This is a genomic window from Stenotrophomonas sp. ATCM1_4, assembly GCF_004348115.1.
GTDB classification, from domain to species: domain Bacteria; phylum Pseudomonadota; class Gammaproteobacteria; order Xanthomonadales; family Xanthomonadaceae; genus Stenotrophomonas; species Stenotrophomonas capsici.
In genome coordinates this window covers 2,860,099-2,881,024 of record NZ_QPFB01000001.1, presented here as the reverse complement: position 1 = coordinate 2,881,024, position 20,926 = coordinate 2,860,099, and the positions used below count along the sequence as shown (strand labels likewise).

The following is a 20,926-nucleotide window of genomic DNA, read 5'->3' as shown; positions in this document are numbered from 1 at the left end:
CATGGAAATCTCAAAATTTGAGACGAAACAGCAACTTGTGGATAAGCCTTGAACAAGTCTCTAAACATTGCTGCAAGCTATTGATGCTTATGGCGATTTTGTGCACGGAAAGTTGTTGACAAGCGAAAGTCGGCTGCTAAGGTGGGCATCAGAGGGAAAACCGGGTTTTTTGTGGTTTTTCGTGGTTCAATGACCCCCTGGGCAAAAGCGGACAAACAGGTATAGCCGTCGTGTTTCAAGGCGAGACTGCCATCACGGTTGACGACAAGGGACGCATGGCGGTGCCAACCGCCTACCGCGACCTGGTCGCGCGCGTGAGCGGCAATCGCCTGGTACTGACCTACAACCCGTTCGAAGCCGGTTGCCTGTGGTTGTACTCAGAGCAGGAGTGGGAACGGGTGCGGGACGATGTGATGGCCAAGCCCAACACGCAGCGCGTGGTGCGCACCCTGCAGCAGAAGCTTGTCGGTTCGGCGGCCCATCTGGAACTGGATGGCAATGGCCGCATCAGCCTGCCTTCCAGTCACCGCAATGCGGTGGGCATCGAGAAGAAGGCCGTGCTGATGGGAATGGGCGACAAGTTCGAACTTTGGAGCGAGCAAGCGCATCGCGCACTGATCCAGCAGACATTGTCTGACGAGGATCTGGGCGATGGGCTGCTCGACTTGAAGTTGTGAGCCGGGGTGCCCGGGTGCGCGGTCAAGCGCAGGCCGGTCACCCTCCGGTGTCGCAGCCGCCGGCGGCTCACCTGCCGGTGCTGTACACCCAGGTCCTTCAGGGCCTGAGGGTGATCGAAGACGGTACTTACCTGGATGGCACGTTCGGTCGTGGCGGTCACGCCGGCGGCGTGCTGCGCCAGCTCGGCCCGGACGGGCGCCTGCTGGTGATGGACAAGGACCCCGAGGCCATCGCCGTGGCCGAGCGCGACTTCGCGCCGGACGGTCGAGTGTCGATCTACCGCGGCAGCTTCGCCGACCTGCTGGACTGGAACCAGACCGCCGCCGGCCTGGACGGCGTGCTGTTCGACCTGGGCGTGTCCTCGCCGCAGCTGGACGTGGCCGAGCGCGGTTTCAGCTTCGGCAAAGACGGCCCGCTGGACATGCGCATGGACCCGGATTCGGGCGAGAGCGCCGCGCAGTGGGTCAACCGCGCCGAAGAGCGCGAGATCGCCGACGTGCTGTGGACCTACGGCGAGGAGCGGCAGAGCCGCCGCATCGCCCGGGCCATCGTTGCGCGTCGTGCCAACCAGCCGTTCAGCCGCACGGCCGAACTGGCCGAGGTGATCGCCTCGGTGATGCCGCGCGGCAAGGACAAGATCCACCCGGCCACGCGCAGCTTCCAGGCCATCCGCATCCACATCAACCGCGAGCTGTCCGACCTGGAGGCCGGGCTGGACGCGGCGATGGCGCGGCTCAAGCCGGGCGGCCGGCTGGCGGTGATCAGCTTCCATTCGCTGGAAGACCGCATCGTCAAGCAGTTCATGAACCGCCATGCCAAGGCCCCGCCGAGCAACCGCCGGCTGCCCGAGGCGGTGGCCTTCGTGCCGACGCTGGACCTGATCGGTGGCGCCATCAAGGCCGAGGACGACGAACTGGCGGTCAACCCGCGCTCGCGCAGCGCGGTGCTGCGGGTTGCCCAGAAACGCGAGGTGGCTGCATGAGCCGCCTGCTGCTGATCGTGCTGCTGGCCTGCACCATCGCCTCGGCGATCGGGGTGGTGTTCATGCGCCATCGCCATCGGCAGCTGTTCGTCGAACTGTCCCGGCTCGAGCACGCCCGCGACGAGCTGAACATCGAGTTCGGTCGCCTGCAGCTGGAGCAGGCCACCCTGGCCCAGGCCACGCGCGTGGACCAGGAGGCACGGGGCCGGCTGGCGATGAAGTTCCCCGAGGCCGCTGACATCGTGGTGATCCGGCCATGAACCAGCCCGTGCGCAACCGCAACCGCAGCCAGTTCAACCTGCGCAACCGCCTGATGATGGTGGCCGTGGGCCTGGGCCTGTGCGGGGTGACGCTGGTCGGGCGCGCGGCCTACGTGCAGTTGATCAACAGCGACTTCTACCAGCGGCAGGGCGAGGCCCGTTACCTGCGCGAAGTGCCGATCCCGACCTCGCGCGGCATGATCACCGACCGCAACGGCGAGCCGGTGGCGGTGTCCACGCCGGTGGCCTCGATCTGGGTCAACCCGCAGGAACTGCTGCGCGTGCCCGAGCGCATCCCCGAGCTGGCGCAGGCCCTGGGCCTGCCCGCGGACGAAGTGACGGCCAAGGTCACGCAGAAGGCCGACAAGGAGTTCATGTACCTGCGCCGCCGGATGAACCCGGACGTGGCCGAGCAGGTCGTGGCGCTGAAGATCCCGGGCGTGTTCTCGCAGCGCGAGTTCCGTCGCTATTACCCGCAGGGTGAGGCGATGGCGCACGTGCTGGGCTTCACCAACATCGACGACCACGGCCAGGAAGGCCTGGAGCTGGCCTTCGACGAATGGCTGCGCGGCAAGCCGGGCATCAAGAAGGTGATCCGCGACCGCAAGGGCGCGATCGTGGAGAGCATCGACCTGGTCCGTCCGGCCGAGCCGGGCAAGGACCTGACCCTGAGCATCGATCGCCGCATCCAGTTCCTGGCCATGCGCGAGCTGCGCAACGCGGTGACCACCAACCGTGCGGCCGGTGGTTCGATCGTGATCATGGACGTGGCCACCGGCGAGGTGATGGCCATGGCCAACCTGCCGACCTACAACCCGAATGCCGTCAGTGGCGCCACCCCGGACACGCGCCGCAACCGCGCGGTGACCGACCTGGTCGAGCCCGGCTCGACGATGAAGCCGCTGACCATCGCCACCGCGCTGCAGAACCACGTGGTCACACCGGACACGGTCATCGACACCAACCCGGGCTACCTGTCGCTGGGCCGCTACACCATCCGCGACGTGCCGCGTAACAACGGCGTGCTCAACGTCACCGGCGTGATCACCCGCAGCTCCAACATCGGCGCGGCCAAGATCGTCGCGCGCATCCCCGACCAGATGTTCTACGACTCGGTGCGTGGCTTCGGTTACGGCGTGGCCCCGCACAGCGGCTTCCCCGGCGAATCGGCGGGGGTGGTGCCGTCGCCGGGCAGCCCGGGCTGGTACGGCACCACCAAGACCACGATGTCCTACGGCTACGGCCTGTCGGTGACGCCGCTGCAGATCGCGCAGGCGTACTCGGCGCTGGCCAACGGTGGGCAGGTGATCCAGCCGACCTTCATCAAGGGCCAGCGCAATGAGGCGCGGCAGGTGCTGGACCCGTCCGTGGCCCAGGAAGTGGTGCGGATGATGGAAACCGTGGTCACCAACGGCGGCGCCAAGCAGGCGGCGATCCTGGGGTACCACGTCGCCGGCAAGACCGGCACCGCGCGCAAGAACGGCCCCAACGGCTACGAGCGCGGCCACTACAACCTGTTGTTCGCCGGCGTGGTGCCGGCCACAAACCCGCGCTATGCCGCGGTGATCGTGGTCAACGACCCGCAGGGCAGCCTGCAGTACGGCGGCCTGGTGTCCGCGCCGGTCTTCCACCACGTGATGGAAGGCACGCTGCGCCTGATGGACGTGCCGCCGGACGACATCCAGTCGTGGCTGGCGGCGCAGGCCGCGGGCAAGGTCGGGGGCAAGCCGGGCAGCAGCACGGCACCGCTGCCGATCCCGCAGGACGCCGCCGAAGCCACCAACGCTGAAACCGAATTCGACGCCGCACTGCCAACGGCCAGTGCGCCTGCGCCTGCCACGACGGAGGTGCGCCAGTGAGCCGCACGATGCTGTTGTCCCACCTGCTGCCTGACCTGGCCCTGCCGCACGACCCGCAGATCAGCGGGTTGGTGCTCGACTCGCGCCACGTGCGCCCCGGCGATGCCTTCGTGGCAATTGCCGGCTTCGGCGCGCATGGACTGGGTTTCGTCGAGCAGGCCAAGGCCAACGGCGCCTCGGTGGTGCTGTTCGAGCCGCCGGCCCCGGCCGAGCTGCCGGCCCCGGCCGATGCCATCGCAGTGCCGGGCCTGCGCCAGCGCATGGGCATGATGGCCGACCAGTTCCATGGCCAGCCGTCGCGTGCGATGACCATGGTCGGCGTCACCGGTACCAACGGCAAAACCTCGACCGTGCAGCTGTTGACCCAGGCATGGCACCTGCTGGGCATCGCCAGTGGCTCGATCGGCACGCTCGGCGTGGGCCTGTACGGCAACATCGTGCCGACCGGCTTCACCACGCCGCTGGTGCTGCAGATGCATGACGTGCTGGCCCAGCTGCGCGACGGCGGCGCCGCCGCGGTGGCGATGGAAGTCAGCTCGCACGCCCTGGACCAGGGGCGCGTGGATGCGGTGCATTACGACGTGGCGGTGTTCACCAACCTCACCCGCGACCACCTGGACTACCACGGCAGCATGGAAGCCTACGGCGCGGCCAAGGCCCGGTTGTTCCATCGCGCGGGCCTGAAGGCGGCGGCGATCAACCTGGACGATGCGTTCGGCCGCGACCTGATCACCACCCTGGCCGAAGGTGTGCAGGCCATCGGCCTGAGTTCGACCGGCCAGGCCGGTGCCAGCGTGCGCGCCGAGCAACTGGTGCTGGACGGGCAGGGCATCGGCTTCGAGCTGGTGATCGGGGACGCGCGCTTCGCGCTGCGTTCGCCGCTGCTGGGGCGCTTCAACGTCGACAACCTGCTGGCGGTGGCCGGTGCGCTGCATGGCCTGGGCCAGCCGGCGGGGACCATCGCCCAGGTGCTGGCGCAGCTGCAGCCGATCCGTGGCCGCATGAACCGTCTCGGCGGCCACGGTGAACCGACCGTGGTCATCGACTACGCGCACACGCCCGACGCACTGGAGCAGGCGCTGCGCAGCCTGCATGGCCACCTCGATGGCCGCCTGCTGTGCGTGTTCGGCTGCGGTGGCGAGCGTGACACCGGCAAGCGCCCGCAGATGGCGGCCATTGCCGAGGAATTGGCCGACGTGGTGTTCGTCACCGACGACAACCCGCGCGGCGAGGACGGCGACGTGATCGTCGCCGACATCATGGCCGGCTTCGCCGATCCGTCCCGGGTCAACGTGCAGCGTGACCGTGCCCGCGCCATCGGCGCGGCCGTCGCGCAGGCGGGCCCGGGCGACATCGTGCTGGTCGCCGGCAAGGGCCACGAGCCCTACCAGGAGATTGCAGGTATCAAACATCCTTTCGATGACACCGACGTGGCATCGCGCGCGCTGCAGGCACGCTCGGCGAACGGGGAGGTGACCGCATGAAGCGCACCCCGCTGTCGCTGATCGCGCATTGGGCCGGCGGTGAGATCCACGGCGAGGACGTGGCGATCGACGCCATTGGCAACGACACCCGTACGCTCGCCGCCGGCAGCCTGTATGTGGCGCTGCGCGGCGAGCGCTTCGACGGCCACGACTTCGCCGCCGAAGCGGTAGCCCGTGGCGCCAGCGCGCTGCTGGTGGACACGCTGCAGCCGCTGGACGTGCCACAGGTCGTGGTCGCCGACACCGCGCTGGCCCTGGCCCGCATCGCCGCCGGCATGCAGCAGGGCCGCGCCACGCGCGTGTTCGCCATCACCGGCAGCAACGGCAAGACCAGCGTCAAGAACCTGCTGCTGGCGATCCTGCAGCACGCCGCCGCCGTGCAGGGCCTGCACGTGCATGCCACGCCGGGCAACCGCAACAACGAGATCGGCCTGCCGCTGGCGGTGATCGACGCGCCGGACGATGCCGACTTCGCCATCTACGAGATGGGCACCGGCAAGCCGGGCGACATCGCCTACCTGACCGCCATCGCCGCGCCGGACGTGTCGCTCGTCAACAACGTCGCGCCGGCGCACCTGGAGCGCATGGGCAGCCTGCTGGAGATCGCCAACACCAAGGCGGCGGTCTACGACGACCTGCGCGCCGACGGCGTGGCGGTGGTCAATGCCGACGATGCGTTCGCACCGTACTTCGTGGCCCGTGCCGGCAGCCATCGGGTGCTGCGCTTCGGCCTGGAGGCCAGCGCCGAGGTCACCGCCACCGGCATCGTGCTGGGCCAGGGCAGCTCGCGCTTCCAGCTGCACGCGCCGCAGGGCGAGGCCGCGGTGGCGCTGCAGTTGCCGGGCCGCCACAACGTGCTCAATGCACTGGCCGCCGCGACGCTGGCGCTGGCCGCCGGCATCGCGTTGCCGCTGGTGATCCAGGGCCTGGCGCAGGCGCGCCCGGTCGCCGGCCGCCAGGTTGCCCACGTGCTGGCCAATGGCGCGGTGCTGGTCGATGACAGCTACAACGCCAACCCCGGTTCGCTGGCCGCGGCGATCAGCGCGCTGGCCGCAGGCCAGGAAGAAGGCTGGCTGGTGCTGGGCGACATGCGCGAACTGGGCCCGGATGCGCGCGCGCTGCATGCGCAGGCCGGGCAGCGCGCCCGCGCGGCCGGCCTCAAGCGCCTGTACACGCTGGGGCCGTTGAGCGAGGCCGCATCGACCGCCTTCGGCGAAGGCGGCCGCCATTTCGACAGCCACGCCGCGCTGGCGGCCGCGCTGGAAACCGAACTTCATGCTGGCGTGCGTTGCCTGGTCAAGGGCTCGCGCGGCAGCGCCATGGACAAGATCGTGACCGCGCTGTTGCCGCGCGGCGAGGAAACCCCGCATGTTGCTTGAACTGGCCCGATGGCTGCAGCAGTTGGACGGCCTCTTCCGCCTGTTCAACTACCTTACCTTCCGCGGCATCCTGGCGGCGCTGACCGCGCTGTCGCTGTCGCTGTGGCTGGGCCCGATCGCGATCCGTCGCCTGGCCCAGCTCAAGGGCGGCCAGCCGATCCGCAAGGACGGCCCGCAGTCGCACTTCTCCAAGGCCGGCACGCCGACCATGGGCGGTGGCCTGATCCTGACCACCGTGCTGATCTCGGTGCTGCTGTGGGGCGACCTGCGCAACCGCTACGTCTGGCTGGTGCTGGTGGTGATGCTGTGCTTCGGCGCCATCGGCTGGTACGACGACTGGATCAAGATCGCCAAGCGCGACCCGAACGGCCTGAAGTCGCGCTGGAAGTACCTGCTGCAGTCGATCTTCGGCCTGGCCGCCGGCCTGTTCCTGTTCTACACCGCCGACGTGCCGGCGGCGCTGACGTTCTACATCCCGATGTTCAAGTCGATCGCGCTGCCGCTGGCGGGCATCAGCTTCGTGGCCATCGCCTACTTCTGGATCGTCGGCTTCTCCAACGCGGTCAACCTGACCGATGGCCTGGACGGCCTGGCGATCATGCCGACCGTGCTGGTCGCCTGCGCGCTGGGCGTGTTCGCCTATGCCTCCGGCAACGCGGTGTTCTCCAGCTACCTGCAGATCCCGCAGATCCCGGGCGCCGGCGAGCTGGTCATCATCTGCGCGGCCATCGCCGGCGCCGGCCTGGGCTTCCTGTGGTTCAACACCTATCCGGCCATGGTGTTCATGGGTGACGTCGGCGCACTGGCGCTGGGCGCGGTGCTGGGCACCATCGCCGTGATCGTGCGCCAGGAGCTGGTGCTGGTGGTGATGGGCGGCGTGTTCGTGATCGAGACCCTGTCGGTGATGATCCAGGTGGCCTCGTTCAAGCTCACCGGCAAGCGCGTGTTCCGCATGGCCCCGATCCACCACCACTTCGAACTGAAGGGCTGGCCGGAGCCGCGCGTGATCGTGCGCTTCTGGATCATCTCGGTGGTGCTGGTGTTGATCGGCCTGGCAACGCTCAAGGTGCGCTGATGGACGATTACTCGCGTCAGGCAACCCGACTGGAAGCCATCGGCGGCAGCTACGACAAGTGGCTGCTGGGCGCCGCCATGGCGCTGGCTTCGATCGGGATCGTGATGGTGGCTTCCAGCTCCATCGCGCTGACGCAGAGTCCGTTCTACTACCTGACCCGCCACCTGATGTTCATCGCCATCGGCGTGGTGCTGGCCGCGGTGGCGATGCGGGTGGAGCTGAAGGAAATCGAGAAGTACAACCAGCTGCTGCTGCTGGGCTGCTTCGCGCTGCTGATCGTGGTGTTCATCCCCGGCCTGGGCAGCAGCGTCAACGGCGCGCGGCGCTGGATCAACCTGGGCGTGTCCAAGTTCCAGACCGTGGAAGCGGTGAAGGTGCTCTACATCGTGTGGCTGTCCAGCTACCTGGTGCGCTTCCGCGACGAGGTCAACGCGACCTGGATCGCCATGCTCAAGCCGGTCGGCGTGGTCGGCCTGCTGGTCGGCCTGCTGCTGATGCAGCCGGACTTCGGCTCCTCGATGCTGCTGCTGGGCATCACCACCTGCATGCTGGTGCTCGGTGGCGCGCAGATCAAGCGCATCATCCTGCCGGTGCTGCTGATGCTGCCGGCGCTGGTGCTGCTGGTGATCTTCGAGCCGTACCGCATGCGCCGCGTCACCTCGTTCATGGACCCGTGGCAGGACCAGCTCGGCTCGGGCTACCAGCTGTCAAACGCGCTGATGGCGATCGGCCGCGGCGAGTGGACCGGCGTCGGCCTGGGTGCCTCGATCCAGAAGCTGAACTACCTGCCCGAATCGCATACCGACTTCATCTTCTCGGTGATCGCCGAGGAGCTGGGGTTCCTGGGGGTGTGCGCGATCATCGGCCTGTACGCGCTGCTGGTCGGCCGTGCGTTCTGGCTGGGCATGCGCTGCATCGAGATGCGCCGCCACTTCGCCGGCTACATCGCCTTCGGCATCGCGCTGTGGATCAGCCTGCAGACCTTCGTCTCGATCGGCGTGAACCTGGGCATGCTGCCGACCAAGGGCCTGACCCTGCCGCTGATCTCCTCCGGTGGCTCGAGCGTGATGATGACCTGCGTGGCGATGGGCCTGCTGCTGCGCGTGTCCTACGAATACAACCGCGCCGTGCGCCGCCAGGAATTCCGCGAGGACATCGAACCGGTAGTTGCCGCCGCCGAGGACGACAGCGCCGAGCGCCGTTCGGCCACCGAGCTGGCCGCCGCGCTGCAGGCCGCCAACGGGCGCGACAGCTCGGCGCGCGGTACCAGCCGCATGCAGCAGCGGGTCGAACCGACCTTCGGGAGGATCGCCTGATGGCCGCGTCCACTGCCCAGGCACGCCCGGTGATGATCATGGCCGGCGGTACCGGTGGCCACATCTTCCCCGGCCTGGCCGTGGCCAAGGTGCTGCGCGCGCGTGGCGTGCCGGTGGTGTGGCTGGGCGCCGATGGCGCGATGGAAACCCGGCTGGTCCCCCAGCACGACATCCCGATCGACACGCTGGCCATCTCCGGCCTGCGCGGCAAGGGCAAGCTGGCCTTGCTGGGTGCGCCGATGCGCGTGCTGCGCGCCATCCGCGGCGCCGGCTACGTGCTGCGCGAGCGCAATCCGCGCGCGGTGGTGGCCTTCGGTGGCTTCGCCGCCGGCCCAGGTGGCATGGCCGCGCGCTTGCACGGGCTGCCGTTGCTGGTGCACGAGCAGAACCGCGCGCCGGGCATGACCAACCGCATCCTGTCGCGCTTCGCGCGGCGCGTGCTGACCGGCTTCCCGGGCAGCTTCGCCAATGGTCGCGAGGAAGCCGTCGGCAACCCGGTGCGCGAGGAAATAGCCGCATTGCCGGCGCCGGACGTGCGCCTGGCCGGACGCAGTGGCCCGATGCGGCTGCTGGTGCTGGGCGGCAGCCAGGGCGCACGCGCCTTGAACAACGCCGTGCCCCAGGCACTGGCCGCGCTCGGTGGCGGCGTGGCCATCGAGGTCTGGCACCAGTGCGGCGAGAAGCTGCACGAGGAAGCCCTGCAGGCCTACCGCGCCGCGGGCGTGGACGGCCGCGTCGATGCCTTCATCAAGGACATGGCCGCCGCCTATGCGTGGGCCGACCTGGTGGTGTGCCGCGCCGGTGCTTCGACGCTGGCCGAGCTGTGCGCGGTGGGCGTGGGCAGCGTGCTGGTGCCGTTCGCCGCGGCGGTGGACGACCACCAGACCCGCAATGCCGAATACCTGGTCGAGCGCGGTGCCGCCGAACTGCTCAAGCAGGACGACGCGCTGGCCAGAAACCTGGAAGGCGTGCTGCGCACGCTTGCCGATACGCCGGCCCGCCGCATGCAGATGGCGCAAGCCGCGCGTGCGCTGGCCAAGGTCGATGCGGCCGAACGCATCGCGGACATCATTCTCGAGGAAGCAGCATGAACACGGCACCGCGCACCCGCGCCCGCCACACCGGAGGCCGGGCATGATCCGTCGCCTCCACGACACCAACGACCTGGTCCGCGCGTTCCCGCGCGTGCACTTCGTCGGCATCGGCGGCACCGGCATGAGCGGCATCGCCGAAGTCATGCTGACCCTGGGCTACGAAGTCTCCGGTTCGGACAACGCCGACAACGCGGCTACCCGTCGCCTGTCGCGGCTGGGTGCGCGCGTGATGCGCGGCCACTCGGCCGCCAACGTGCTGGGCACCGACTGCATCGTCGTCTCCAGCGCCATCCGCGAGGACAACCCGGAGCTGATGGAGGCGCGCAGCCAGCGCATCCCGATCATGCCGCGCGCGGCGATGCTGGCCGAGCTGATGCGCTTCCGTCGCGGCATCGCGGTGGCCGGCACGCACGGCAAGACCACCACCACCTCGCTGACCGCCGCGGTGCTGAGCGAAGGCAACCTGGACCCGACCTTCGTGATCGGTGGCCAGTTGCTGGCCGCCGGCGCCAACGCCAAGCTCGGCGGTGGCCAGTGGCTGGTGGCCGAGGCCGACGAGAGCGACGGCAGCTTCCTGCGCCTGAACCCGCTGGTGGCGGTGATCACCAACATCGATGCGGACCACCTGGAGAACTACGGCAACGACTTCGCCCGCGTCCAGGCCGCATTCGCCGAGTTCCTGCAGCGCCTGCCGTTCTACGGCCTGGCGGTGCTGTGCATCGACGACCCGGAAGTGGCGGCGTTGGCGGCCAAGACCCCGCGCCACGTGATGAGCTACGGCATGAGCAGCAATGCCGACGTGCGTGCCGAGGACGTGGTCCAGGACGGCGCCTGCATGCGCTTCACTCTGCGCCTGCCCGAAGGCAGCTCGGTGCCGGTCAAGCTGGCCCTGCCGGGCAAGCACAACGTGCTCAACGCGCTGGCCGCCGCTGCGGTGGGCTGGCAGCTGGGCGTGGCCCCGGAAGCCATCGCCGCCGCGCTGGAGAAGTTCGAAGGCGTCGGCCGCCGCTTCAACGACCTGGGCATCGTGACCACCCACAAGGGGGCCAAGGTGCGGGTGATCGACGACTACGGCCATCACCCGCGCGAGCTGGCGGCGGTGTTCGCCGCTGCCCGCGGCGGTTGGCCGTCGCAACGCCTGGTGGTGGCCTTCCAGCCGCACCGCTACAGCCGTACCCGTGACCAGTTCGATGCCTTCGCTGCGGTGCTGTCCGAAGTGGACGCGCTGGTGCTGAGCGAGGTCTACCCGGCCGGCGAAGCGCCGATCCCGGGTGCCGATTCCAAGTCGCTGGCACGCGCCATCCGCGCACGCGGTCGCAGCGAGCCGGTGGTGGTCGGCCAGGCGGCCGACCTGGCCTCGGTGCTGCCGGACGTCCTGCAGGACGGCGACCTGCTGCTGATGATGGGGGCCGGCGACATCGGCGCGGTGGCCCAGGCGGTGGTGACCGAAGGCTTCAGGGAGCACCCGGCCGAATGAACCGCCACGCATTCCCGTCCATGCCCGCCCACATCGCCGCGCCGCGGTCGGTGTCGGCCGCGCGTGCGCGGAATGCGGGGGAGGGCGCGCGATGAACGCGCTCCTGCGCATGCTCGCCTGGTTGCTGGCCATCGCCCTGGTGGCGTTGCCGGTGGTGGCCGTGCTCAACGGCTGGGTCGGCGCCGAGCGTTGGCCGCTGGCCAAGCTGCGCGTGCACGGCGAATTCAAGCGGGTCTCCGGCGAACAGCTGCAGAAGGCCCTGCTGCCGTATGCACGCGCCGGCTACTTCGCGGTCGAGCTGCAGGACGCGCAGAGCGCCGTGCAGAAGCTGCCGTGGGTGGAGAGCGCGCAGGTGCGCAAGCAGTGGCCGGACGTGCTGGAAGTGACCATCGTCGAGCACAAGCCGTTCGCCCGCTGGGGCAAGGACCGGCTGCTGTCCGAGCAGGGCCGCCTGTTCGCCGTGCCGCATGGCCTGGAGGACGCGCCGCTGCCGCTGCTCGATGGCCCGGACAGCAAGACCGCCGAAGTGGTCGAGCTCTACAACGACTCGCGCGCGTTGTTCGCGCCGGCCGGGGTGGACGTGCACCAGGTGGTGATGGACGCCCGTGGCAGCTGGTCGCTGGCGCTGGACAACGGCACCGAGATCATCGTCGGCCGCAATGACGCACGTACGCGCCTGGCCCGCTTCGTGCGGGTGCTGCCGCAGCTCACGCGCACCCAGGTGCCGATCGTGCGCGCCGACCTTCGCTATACCAACGGTTTCACGCTGAGCTGGGGAACCCCGCCGCCGGCAACAAAGCAGACGCAGGACAGGACATGAATCGCAAGGGTGACAAATCGTTGATCGTCGGCCTGGACATCGGCACCTCCAAGGTGGTGGCGCTGGTGGGCGAGTACTCGCCGGGCAGCCCGATCGAGGTGATCGGCATCGGCTCGCACGAATCGCGCGGCCTCAAGCGCGGCGTGGTGGTGGACATCGAATCCACCGTGCAGTCGATCCAGCGCGCCATCGAGGAAGCCGAGCTGATGGCCGGCTGCGAGATCCGTTCGGTCTATGCCTCGATCTCCGGCAACCACGTGCAGTGCCGCAACTCGCAGGGCATCACTCCGATCCGCGAAGGCGAGGTCAGCTGGGGTGACCTGGACCGCGTGCTGGAAGCGGCCAAGGCGGTCGCCATCCCGGCCGACCAGAAGATCCTGCATGCGATCCCGCGCGAGTACGTGCTGGACGACTCGCAGGAAGGCATCCGCAACCCGGTCGGCATGACGGGCGTGCGCCTGGAGGTGCATGCGCACCTGGTGGTGTGCGCGCAGTCGGCCGCGGCCAACATCAGCAAGTGCGTGCAGCGCTGCGGCCTGCAGGTCGACGACCTGGTGCTGTCCTCGCTGGCCTCCAGCGTGGCGGTGCTGACCGCCGACGAGCGCGAGCTGGGCGTGGTGCTGGTGGACATCGGCGCAGGCACCACCGACATCGCGGTGTACGTGCAGGGCGCGATCTGCCACACCGCCTCGCTGCCGATCGCCGGTGACCACGTCACCAACGACATCGCCCACATGCTGCGCACCCCGACTCCGGAAGCGGAGCAGATCAAGGTGCGCTACGCCTGCGCGCTGGCACAGCTGGCCACCGCCGAGGAGAGCATCCAGGTGCCGTCGGTCGGCGACCGCCCGCCGCGCCGCATGCCGCGCCATTCGCTGGCGCAGGCGGTGCAGGGCCGCTACGAGGAAATCTTTGAAATGGTGCAGGCCGAGCTGCGCCGTTCCGGCTTCGAGGAGATGGTGCGCGCCGGCGTGGTGCTCACCGGCGGCGCCTCGAAGATGGAAGGCGTGGTCGAGCTGGCCGAGGAAATGCTGCAGATGCCGGTACGCGTGGGCATCCCGCAGCACGTCACCGGGCTGGGCGAGGTAGTGGGCAACCCGGTGCATGCCACCGGCGTGGGCCTGCTGCTGATGGGCAGCCAGATCGAGCACCCGCGTCGTCCGTCGTTGCCCACCGGGCGCGCCGGCAGCGTGTTCAACAAATTGAAGAACTGGTTCCGCGGCGAGTTCTGAGCGTCGCGGCAGTAGTGCAGTGAAGTGGTAGGCAGGGCAAGACGAAGTGCAGTAACGCAGTCATTGATACAGGCAACAACGCCGCGCAGGGGCAGCCCGGCCGGTACATCAACTAAAACTCGCCGGTGCGGGCGGGCGCAGAAGGAGAAGGATGCTTCCCGGATGCCCGACCCAATCACGGCAATAGAGAGGACATGGACATGGCGCATTTCGAACTGATTGAAAAGATGGCACCGAACGCGGTGATCAAGGTGGTTGGCGTGGGCGGCGGCGGCGGCAACGCCGTGGCGCACATGGTCAACAGCAGCGTGGATGGCGTGGAGTTCATCACCGCCAACACCGACTCGCAGGCCATCAAGAATTGCGGTGCCAAGCTGCAGCTGCAGCTGGGTACCAACGTCACCAAGGGCCTGGGCGCAGGCGCCAACCCGGAAGTCGGCCGCCAGGCCGCCCTGGAAGACCGTGAGCGCATCATGGATGCCCTGCAGGGGGCGGACATGGTGTTCATCACCGCCGGCATGGGCGGCGGCACCGGCACCGGCGCCGCGCCGGTGGTGGCGCAGCTGGCCAAGGAAATGGGCATCCTGACCGTGGCCGTGGTCACCAAGCCGTTCCCGTTCGAAGGCCGTCGCCGCATGCAGGTCGCGCTGAAGGGCATCGAGGAACTGAGCCAGCACGTCGACTCGCTGATCACCATCCCGAACGAGAAGCTGATCACCGTGCTCGGCCGCAACGCCACCATGGTGCAGGCCTTCCGTGCCGCCAACGACGTGCTGCAGGGCGCCGTGCAGGGCATCGCCGACCTGATCGTGCGTCCGGGCCTGATCAACGTCGACTTCGCCGACGTGCGCACCGTGATGTCGGAGATGGGCCTGGCCATGATGGGCACCGGCACCGCGCGCGGCGATGACCGCGCCCAGGCCGCCGCCGAGGCCGCCATCCAGAACCCGCTGCTGGACGACGTGAACCTGGCCGGTGCCAACGGCATCCTGGTCAACATCACCGCCGGCCCGGACTTCACCATGAGCGAGTTCGACGAGATCGGCCGCACCATCGACGGCTTCTCCTCCGAGGACGCCACCGTGGTGGTGGGCACCGTGCTCGACCCGGACATGCAGGACGAAGTGCGCGTGACCGTGGTGGCCACCGGCCTGAACCGTGCCGTTGCCAAGGGCGCCGCGCCGCGTGCCGGCGAGCGCGCACCGATCAAGCTAGTCCGCAACGCCACCACCGGCCAGGCCGAGTTCGGCGAGTACGAAAGCCCGGCCGATGCCGTGGCCAAGGCCGCCGGCAACTCGCTGGGCATGGGCCTGCGTCGTCCGAGCGCCGATACCGCTGCCGCCTCGTCGGCATCGGCTTCGACCCCGGCCGCCGCCGAACTGCCGAGCGACTACCTGGACATCCCGGCGTTCCTGCGCCGCCAGGCGGACTGATCCGGCCGGCATGACCGGGCGTGCCGGCCCCTGCGCCTGCCGATGACGGCAGGCCGGGGCAGGCCTGGCCCGGGGCAAGGCAATACACGTCGGGGCCGTCCACCCCGACGGGCAACATCCATGTCCTTTGTCGCCGGGCCAGGGCAGGCCCGGCGGCATTTTCCGTCCTGAATCGCGGCAGGCGCCTCGTTTCAGTGGGCCAGGGCCGCGTGTGAACGCGTGTTATTCTTGTTTGTCCCCGGCCGCGCATGCGCGGCTTTCCCGGTTCCGAGTCCATGATCCAGCAACGCACCCTCAAGAACACGATCCGCGCCACGGGCGTCGGCCTGCACAGCGGTGACAAGGTCTACATGACCCTGCGCCCTGCGCCGGTGGACCATGGCATCGTGTTCCGCCGCGTCGACCTGGAGCCCGTGGTCGAAGTGCCGGCCCGTGCCGACCTGGTCACCGAAGTCACGCTGTGCACCGGCCTGACCTGCGAAGGCGCCAAGATCCAGACCGTCGAACACCTGATGTCGGCCTTGGCCGGCCTGGGCGTGGACAACGCCATCGTCGAGCTGTCCTCGGCCGAGCTGCCGATCATGGACGGTTCGTCCGGCCCGTTCGTGTTCCTGCTGCAGTCGGCGGGCATCATCGAGCAGGACGCGCCCAAGCGTTTCCTGCGCATCCTCAAGACGGTGGAAGTGCGCGACGGCGACAAGGTCGCCCGCTTCGACCCGTACGAGGGCTACAAGCTGGGCTTCACCATCCAGTTCGACCACCCGATGATCCCGGCCAAGCAGTCGCGCGCCGAGGTCGAGTTCTCCACGGCCGCCTACATCAAGGAAATCTCCCGCGCGCGCACCTTCGGCTTCATGCGCGACCTGGAGTACATGCGCGAGCGCAACCTGGGCCTGGGCGGCTCGATGGACAACGCCATCGTGCTGGATGAGTTCCGCGTGCTCAACGACGACGGCCTGCGCTACGCCGACGAGTTCGTGCGTCACAAGATTCTCGATGCCATCGGCGACCTGTACCTGGCCGGTGGCCAGGTGCTCGGGGCCTACGAGGGCTTCAAGTCCGGCCATGCGCTCAACAACAAGCTGGTGCGTGCCCTGCTGGCCGACCAGAGCGCCTGGGAATGGGCCAGCTACGCGTCCCCCACCGCCACCGACCCGGTGGTCTACGGTGTCCCCGCCCTGGCCTGAGCCGGGCGCTCACCCGCGCATGTGTCCTGTTCTGTCCCACGGACAGGCGGACAGCTGTGTTGTCGAAATGTGAACCTCGCGCGGGTTCGAGCCTGAATTTAACTGAAAATTAACAAAAGACTAACTCCCCGGTCGCATTCGGCGGCTAGGATTCCTGCCGGCTTCCTGTTTGTCCCCCCTCGGGGCGGCGGACGGGAACCGGGGCCCCCGGGCCCCGGTGGTTTCAGGAACGCGTGGGTTTCACATCCTGAAGGGCAGCCAGGGCGTCACGCAGGCCTTTGTGCGTGGCTTCCGACACTGCGGTACTGCGCTGGTCGTTACGCACTGGGGAGTGCGGTGGCGCAGTGGCAGTCTTGACGGTCACCCGTGTGACCTTCAGCCCGATGGATCGGGCCGCGTCGATCAGCTGGCCTTCGGCAAGCCTTACCTTGGCATGCCACACCGGCGATTCGACGACAAAAACGAGGTGTTCGCCGTCCACATTGGCCAACCGGCAACGGTTTGCCAGCGCCGGCGGCAAATGGGGGCGCAACTGCCGGTCCAGCGCATCGAGCCACAGGGCTCGTCGCAACGGGTTTCCAGCTTTGTCCGCCATCACCGCTTCCAGCGCCTGCTTGGGCGCGGAACGGGAACGAACGCTGGATTTCGGCTCAGACATAAGAATTCTTCAATGGCATTCAAAAAGATCGTAATCAAAACGCGTGAACCGCAGGCCAAGACGCCGCTCGCACGCGTTCAGATGTACTTCGAGGATCGACCCAAGGCGTTGCTGGGCAGCGTACTTGGACTGGGGTGCCTGATAGGCGTGGCGATGAGCTTCGCGCTGGGCATGGTCGGGGATTCGGCCCTGCAAGCCAAGGTCGACCACCAGGAGCAGGAGCTGGCCAAGGTCCGTGCCGACGCACAGACCCAGGTCAATGCGCTGGCCGCCCGCCTGGGCGAGCTGCAGGCCCAAGCCACGCGCCTGAACGCCCTGGGCGAGCGCCTGACCCAAATGGGCAAGCTGCAGGACGGCGAGTTCGACTTCAACGAAACCCCCGGCATGGGTGACGGCGATCCGGGCCCGACCCAGGACATCCCGGCCAACGCGGTCAACAGCGACTTACAGGTGCTGGAGCAGCGTTTCGCTGCTTCAGGCAAGCAGTTGTCGGTGCTGGAGTCGCTGCTGTTCGACCACCAGCTCGAGCAGAACGCCGTGCCCTCGCGCATGCCGATCAGCAACACCTACATCACCTCCAGCTTCGGTACCCGCGCCGACCCGTTCGGCCGCGGTGCCGGCAACCACAAGGGCATGGACTTCCACGCCCGCGTCGGCGACCCGGTCATGGCCGTGGCCGATGGCGTGGTCAGCTATTCCGGGGTCAAGGGCGGCTACGGCAACGTGGTCGAGATCGACCACGGCAACGGCTACAAGACCCTGTACGCCCACAACTCCCGCCTGACCGTGCGCGAAGGCGCGCTGGTCCGGGCCGGGCAGGAAGTGGCCAAGGCCGGCTCCACCGGCCGCTCCACCGGTGCCCACGTGCACTTCGAGGTCTGGCAGAACGGCCAGGTCATGAACCCGCGCAAGTTCCTGGGCGAGGGTGGCAACACCCCGGTCGGCCGTCTCAGCCGGGGCTGATGTTTGCCGGGTGCGGGTGGCTTGAATCGCCAAGCCCCCGCCCCAAGCTACAATAGGCGTTGCCATAGACAGGGCGCATTGCGCCCTGTTTCGTTTGTGACGAGGTGAACCCGGGGGGGATCCTGCGTCGCGCGGCATTTCATTCAAACCGGTTCCTTCAATGATCAACAGCCTGCTTACCCGCGTTTTTGGCAGCCGTAACGAGCGCCAGCTGCGCCAGCTCAACCGTATCGTCGCCAAGATCAATGCCTTGGAGCCGGAGATCCAGACGCTCTCCGACGACCAGCTCAAAGCCAAGACCACCGCGTTCCGCGAGCGCATCGCCGGCGGTGAAACCCTGGACAAGGTGCTGCCGGAGGCCTTCGCGGTCTGCCGCGAGGCATCCAAGCGCGTGCTGGGCATGCGCCATTACGACGTGCAGCTGATCGGCGGCATGGTGCTGCACCTGGGCAAGATCGCCGAAATGCGTACCGGTGAAGGCAAGACCCTGGTGGCAACGCTGCCGGTCTACCTCAATGCGCTGGAAGGCAAGGGCGTCCACGTGGTCACCGTGAACGACTACCTGGCCCGCCGCGACGCCGCGCAGATGGGCAAGCTGTACAACTGGCTGGGCCTGAGCGTGGGCGTGGTCTACCCGGGCATGCCGCACGGCGACAAGCGCGAAGCCTATGGCTGCGACATCACCTACGGCACCAACAACGAATTCGGCTTCGACTACCTGCGCGACAACATGGCGCTGACCCGCGCCGACCGTTACCAGCGCGGCCTGCACTACGCCATCGTCGACGAAGTCGACTCGATCCTGATCGACGAGGCGCGTACCCCGCTGATCATCTCCGGCCCGGCCGACGATTCCCCGGAGCTGTACATCCGCGTCAACCGCGTGGTGCCGCATCTGATCCGCCAGGACGCCGAGGACGGCGAGGGCGACTACTGGGTGGACGAGAAGGGCAAGCAGGTCTACCTGTCCGAGGCCGGCATGGAGCATGCCGAGACCCTGCTGCGCGAAGCCGGCATCATCGGCGAGGACAACGACAACGGCCTGTACGCCGCGCAGAACCTGACCGTCGTCCACCACCTCAACGCCGCCCTGCGCGCGCACGCGATCTACCAGCGTGACGTGGACTACATCGTGCGTGATGGCGAAGTGGTGATCGTCGACGAGTTCACCGGCCGTACCCTGGCCGGCCGCCGCTGGTCCGATGGCCTGCACCAGGCGGTGGAAGCGAAGGAAGGCGTGCCGGTCCAGCGCGAGAACCAGACGCTGGCCAGCATCACCTTCCAGAACCTGTTCCGCATGTACAAGAAGCTGTCCGGCATGACCGGCACGGCCGACACGGAAGCCTACGAATTCCAGAGCATCTACGGCCTGGAAGTGGTGGTGATCCCGACCAACAAGCCGACCGTGCGCAAGGACCACCCGGACCAGGTGTTCCTCAACCGCACCGGCAAGTTCAACGCGGTGCTGGCCGACATCGAGGAATGCGCCAAGCGCGGCCAGCCGGTGCTGGTGGGCACCACCTCGATCGAAACCTCGGAGATGCTGTCCGAGCACCTGCGCAAGGCCGGCGTGAAGCACGAAGTGCTCAACGCCAAGCAGCACGACCGCGAAGCGACCATCGTCGCCAACGCCGGCCGCCCGGGCTCGGTGACCATCGCCACCAACATGGCCGGCCGCGGTACCGACATCGTGCTCGGCGGCTCGCTGGAAACCGAGCTGCACGAGCTGGGCGAGGATGCCACCGACGCGCAGAAGGCCGCGCTCAAGGCGGCCTGGCAGGAGCGCCATGACGCGGTGAAGGCCGCTGGCGGCCTGCACATCGTCGGCACCGAGCGCCACGAATCACGTCGTATCGACAACCAGCTGCGTGGCCGTTCCGGCCGCCAGGGTGACCCGGGCTCGTCCCGCTTCTACCTGTCGCTGGAAGACAACCTGATGCGCATCTTCGCCTCGGACTGGGTGCAGAAGGCGATGCGCCTGATGGGCATGAAGGAAGACGACGTCATCGAAGACCGCATGGTCAGCCGCCAGATCGAGAAGGCGCAGCGCAAGGTCGAAGCGCACAACTTCGACATCCGCAAGAACCTGCTGGACTTCGACGACGTCAACAACGACCAGCGCAAGGTGATCTACGCCCAGCGCGACGAGCTGCTGGACGCCGAGTCGGTCAAGGAGAACATCGACGGCATCCGCGGCGACGTGATCTACGACCTGGTGACCCGCTTCGTGCCGGCCAATTCGGTGGACGAGCAGTGGGACCTGCCGGGCCTGCAGGCCACCCTGCACGCTGAGCTGGGCGTGGAGATGGACGTGGTCGGGCTGGTCAAGCAGCACGAGGAGCTGGACGCCGAGGGCATCGCGCAGAAGGTCATCGAGTTCATGGATGAGCACTTCGCGCAGAAGGAAGTGTCCGTGGGCGTGGAAACCATGCGGGCGCTCGAGAAGCACGTGATGCTGACCGTGCTCGACCAGAGCTGGAAGGAGCACCTGGCCCGCATGGACTACCTGCGCCAGGGCATCTACCTGCGTGGTTACGCGCAGAAGCAGCCCAAGCAGGAGTACAAGAAGGAAGCCTTCGAGCTGTTCTCGGACATGCTGGAGAACGTCAAGCGCGAGGTGATCCTGATGCTGTCGCGCGTGCGTATCCGCAGCGAGGAGGAAGTGGCGGCGATGGAGGCGCTGGAGCGCCAGCAGGCCGAGGCCCGCCTGAAGATGTCGCAGTTCCAGCACCAGGACAACGGCGGCTACAGCGCCGACGAGGAAGCCGAGCAGGCGCTGGCCTCGGGCGAGGTCAAGGTCGGCCGCAACGACCCCTGTCCGTGCGGCAGCGGCAAGAAGTACAAGCACTGCCACGGCCAGTTGAACTGATCCACGAAACGCCCCGCGCACGCGGGGCGTTTTCGTCATGGCGAGCGGCAGGAACGGCCTGGGCCGCGCCGCCGGTGCGGCCGGCCCCATGCATGCGGTGACCGCCGGGGATTCCGGTGCAGCAGGCTGCCGTGCTTCGCGGCCGCGGTCGCTCCCGCGG

At 68.1% G+C, this 20,926-nt stretch carries 17 protein-coding genes; 16 read left to right on the top strand and 1 reads right to left on the bottom strand.

Translation table 11 applies throughout. The features are described 5' to 3' along the window. Positions 1-221 precede the first annotated feature (221 nt). The 14 genes from mraZ (at position 222) to lpxC (ending at position 16,276) form a co-directional block, all read left to right on the top strand. Positions 222-677 carry a division/cell wall cluster transcriptional repressor MraZ gene (mraZ, locus tag ATCM_RS13405; protein ID WP_132864993.1) on the top strand — a complete coding sequence of 152 codons (456 nt, stop codon included), beginning with the start codon at positions 222-224 and terminating at the stop codon, positions 675-677. 14 nt (positions 678-691) lie between these two features. Next, positions 692-1,660 (top strand): 16S rRNA (cytosine(1402)-N(4))-methyltransferase RsmH, encoded by a 969-nt coding sequence (rsmH, locus tag ATCM_RS13400; protein WP_132864992.1) that lies wholly within the window; start codon positions 692-694, stop codon positions 1,658-1,660. Beyond that, positions 1,657-1,920 carry a cell division protein FtsL gene (gene ftsL / locus ATCM_RS13395; protein ID WP_132864991.1) on the top strand — a complete coding sequence of 88 codons (264 nt, stop codon included), beginning with the start codon at positions 1,657-1,659 and terminating at the stop codon, positions 1,918-1,920. The genes rsmH and ftsL overlap by 4 nt, the downstream gene beginning before the upstream one ends. Then, on the top strand, positions 1,917-3,779 hold the full coding sequence (locus ATCM_RS13390) for a penicillin-binding protein 2 (protein ID WP_132864990.1): 1,863 nt from the start codon (positions 1,917-1,919) through the stop codon (positions 3,777-3,779). Before ftsL ends, ATCM_RS13390 begins: the two co-directional genes overlap by 4 nt. Then, complete coding sequence (locus tag ATCM_RS13385; protein WP_132864989.1) at positions 3,776-5,263, top strand: UDP-N-acetylmuramoyl-L-alanyl-D-glutamate--2,6-diaminopimelate ligase; 1,488 nt, start codon at positions 3,776-3,778, stop codon at positions 5,261-5,263. Before ATCM_RS13390 ends, ATCM_RS13385 begins: the two co-directional genes overlap by 4 nt. Beyond that, entirely contained in the window at positions 5,260-6,642 is a 1,383-nt protein-coding gene (gene murF, locus ATCM_RS13380) for a UDP-N-acetylmuramoyl-tripeptide--D-alanyl-D-alanine ligase (RefSeq protein ID WP_132864988.1), read from the top strand. Before ATCM_RS13385 ends, murF begins: the two co-directional genes overlap by 4 nt. Next, positions 6,632-7,717, top strand: a complete 1,086-nt coding sequence (gene mraY / locus ATCM_RS13375) for a phospho-N-acetylmuramoyl-pentapeptide-transferase (RefSeq protein ID WP_132864987.1) — start codon at positions 6,632-6,634, stop codon at positions 7,715-7,717. The genes murF and mraY overlap by 11 nt, the downstream gene beginning before the upstream one ends. Continuing rightward, a complete protein-coding gene (gene ftsW, locus ATCM_RS13370) occupies positions 7,717-9,033 on the top strand; it encodes a putative lipid II flippase FtsW (protein WP_132864986.1) in 1,317 nt (438 codons plus the stop codon). Before mraY ends, ftsW begins: the two co-directional genes overlap by 1 nt. Continuing rightward, positions 9,033-10,124 carry an undecaprenyldiphospho-muramoylpentapeptide beta-N-acetylglucosaminyltransferase gene (murG, locus tag ATCM_RS13365; RefSeq protein WP_132864985.1) on the top strand — a complete coding sequence of 364 codons (1,092 nt, stop codon included), beginning with the start codon at positions 9,033-9,035 and terminating at the stop codon, positions 10,122-10,124. Before ftsW ends, murG begins: the two co-directional genes overlap by 1 nt. A 43-nt stretch (positions 10,125-10,167) precedes the next feature. Beyond that, positions 10,168-11,604, top strand: a complete 1,437-nt coding sequence (gene murC, locus ATCM_RS13360) for a UDP-N-acetylmuramate--L-alanine ligase (protein ID WP_132864984.1) — start codon at positions 10,168-10,170, stop codon at positions 11,602-11,604. Positions 11,605-11,695: 91 nt separating this feature from the next. Further along, positions 11,696-12,424: a cell division protein FtsQ/DivIB gene (locus ATCM_RS13355; protein WP_132864983.1), complete on the top strand. Its 729-nt coding sequence runs from the start codon at positions 11,696-11,698 to the stop codon at positions 12,422-12,424. After that, positions 12,421-13,656 carry a cell division protein FtsA gene (ftsA, locus tag ATCM_RS13350; RefSeq protein ID WP_132864982.1) on the top strand — a complete coding sequence of 412 codons (1,236 nt, stop codon included), beginning with the start codon at positions 12,421-12,423 and terminating at the stop codon, positions 13,654-13,656. Before ATCM_RS13355 ends, ftsA begins: the two co-directional genes overlap by 4 nt. Before the next feature lie 200 nt (positions 13,657-13,856). Beyond that, entirely contained in the window at positions 13,857-15,089 is a 1,233-nt protein-coding gene (ftsZ, locus tag ATCM_RS13345) for a cell division protein FtsZ (RefSeq protein ID WP_132864981.1), read from the top strand. A gap of 275 nt (positions 15,090-15,364) precedes the next feature. After that, entirely contained in the window at positions 15,365-16,276 is a 912-nt protein-coding gene (gene lpxC / locus ATCM_RS13340; RefSeq protein WP_132864980.1) for a UDP-3-O-acyl-N-acetylglucosamine deacetylase, read from the top strand. 223 nt (positions 16,277-16,499) lie between these two features. Here the strand turns inward: lpxC and ATCM_RS13335 are convergent, their stop codons facing one another. Then, complete coding sequence (locus ATCM_RS13335; protein ID WP_132864979.1) at positions 16,500-16,934, bottom strand: DUF721 domain-containing protein; 435 nt, start codon at positions 16,932-16,934, stop codon at positions 16,500-16,502. 12 nt (positions 16,935-16,946) lie between these two features. Here ATCM_RS13335 and ATCM_RS13330 point away from each other — a divergent pair, with 12 nt between their 5' ends. Further along, a complete protein-coding gene (locus ATCM_RS13330) occupies positions 16,947-17,897 on the top strand; it encodes a M23 family metallopeptidase (RefSeq protein ID WP_132864978.1) in 951 nt (316 codons plus the stop codon). Between the two features lie 160 nt (positions 17,898-18,057). Beyond that, positions 18,058-20,766, top strand: coding sequence for a preprotein translocase subunit SecA (gene secA, locus ATCM_RS13325; RefSeq protein ID WP_132864977.1), 2,709 nt, complete (start codon positions 18,058-18,060; stop codon positions 20,764-20,766). Positions 20,767-20,926 lie beyond the last annotated feature (160 nt).

Excerpts from the sequence above, each read along its gene's own strand:
- ftsL (WP_132864991.1), top strand. The coding sequence starts at position 1,657 with ATGAGCCGCCTGCTGCTGATCGTGCTGCTGGCCTGCACCATCGCCTCG.
- ATCM_RS13390 (WP_132864990.1), top strand. The coding sequence starts at position 1,917 with ATGAACCAGCCCGTGCGCAACCGCAACCGCAGCCAGTTCAACCTGCGC.
- murF (WP_132864988.1), top strand. The coding sequence starts at position 5,260 with ATGAAGCGCACCCCGCTGTCGCTGATCGCGCATTGGGCCGGCGGTGAG.
- mraY (WP_132864987.1), top strand. The coding sequence starts at position 6,632 with ATGTTGCTTGAACTGGCCCGATGGCTGCAGCAGTTGGACGGCCTCTTC.
- ftsW (WP_132864986.1), top strand. The coding sequence starts at position 7,717 with ATGGACGATTACTCGCGTCAGGCAACCCGACTGGAAGCCATCGGCGGC.
- murG (WP_132864985.1), top strand. The coding sequence starts at position 9,033 with ATGGCCGCGTCCACTGCCCAGGCACGCCCGGTGATGATCATGGCCGGC.
- murC (WP_132864984.1), top strand. The coding sequence starts at position 10,168 with ATGATCCGTCGCCTCCACGACACCAACGACCTGGTCCGCGCGTTCCCG.
- ATCM_RS13355 (WP_132864983.1), top strand. The coding sequence starts at position 11,696 with ATGAACGCGCTCCTGCGCATGCTCGCCTGGTTGCTGGCCATCGCCCTG.
- ftsA (WP_132864982.1), top strand. The coding sequence starts at position 12,421 with ATGAATCGCAAGGGTGACAAATCGTTGATCGTCGGCCTGGACATCGGC.
- ftsZ (WP_132864981.1), top strand. The coding sequence starts at position 13,857 with ATGGCGCATTTCGAACTGATTGAAAAGATGGCACCGAACGCGGTGATC.
- lpxC (WP_132864980.1), top strand. The coding sequence starts at position 15,365 with ATGATCCAGCAACGCACCCTCAAGAACACGATCCGCGCCACGGGCGTC.
- ATCM_RS13335 (WP_132864979.1), bottom strand. The coding sequence starts at position 16,934 with ATGTCTGAGCCGAAATCCAGCGTTCGTTCCCGTTCCGCGCCCAAGCAG.
- ATCM_RS13330 (WP_132864978.1), top strand. The coding sequence starts at position 16,947 with ATGGCATTCAAAAAGATCGTAATCAAAACGCGTGAACCGCAGGCCAAG.
- secA (WP_132864977.1), top strand. The coding sequence starts at position 18,058 with ATGATCAACAGCCTGCTTACCCGCGTTTTTGGCAGCCGTAACGAGCGC.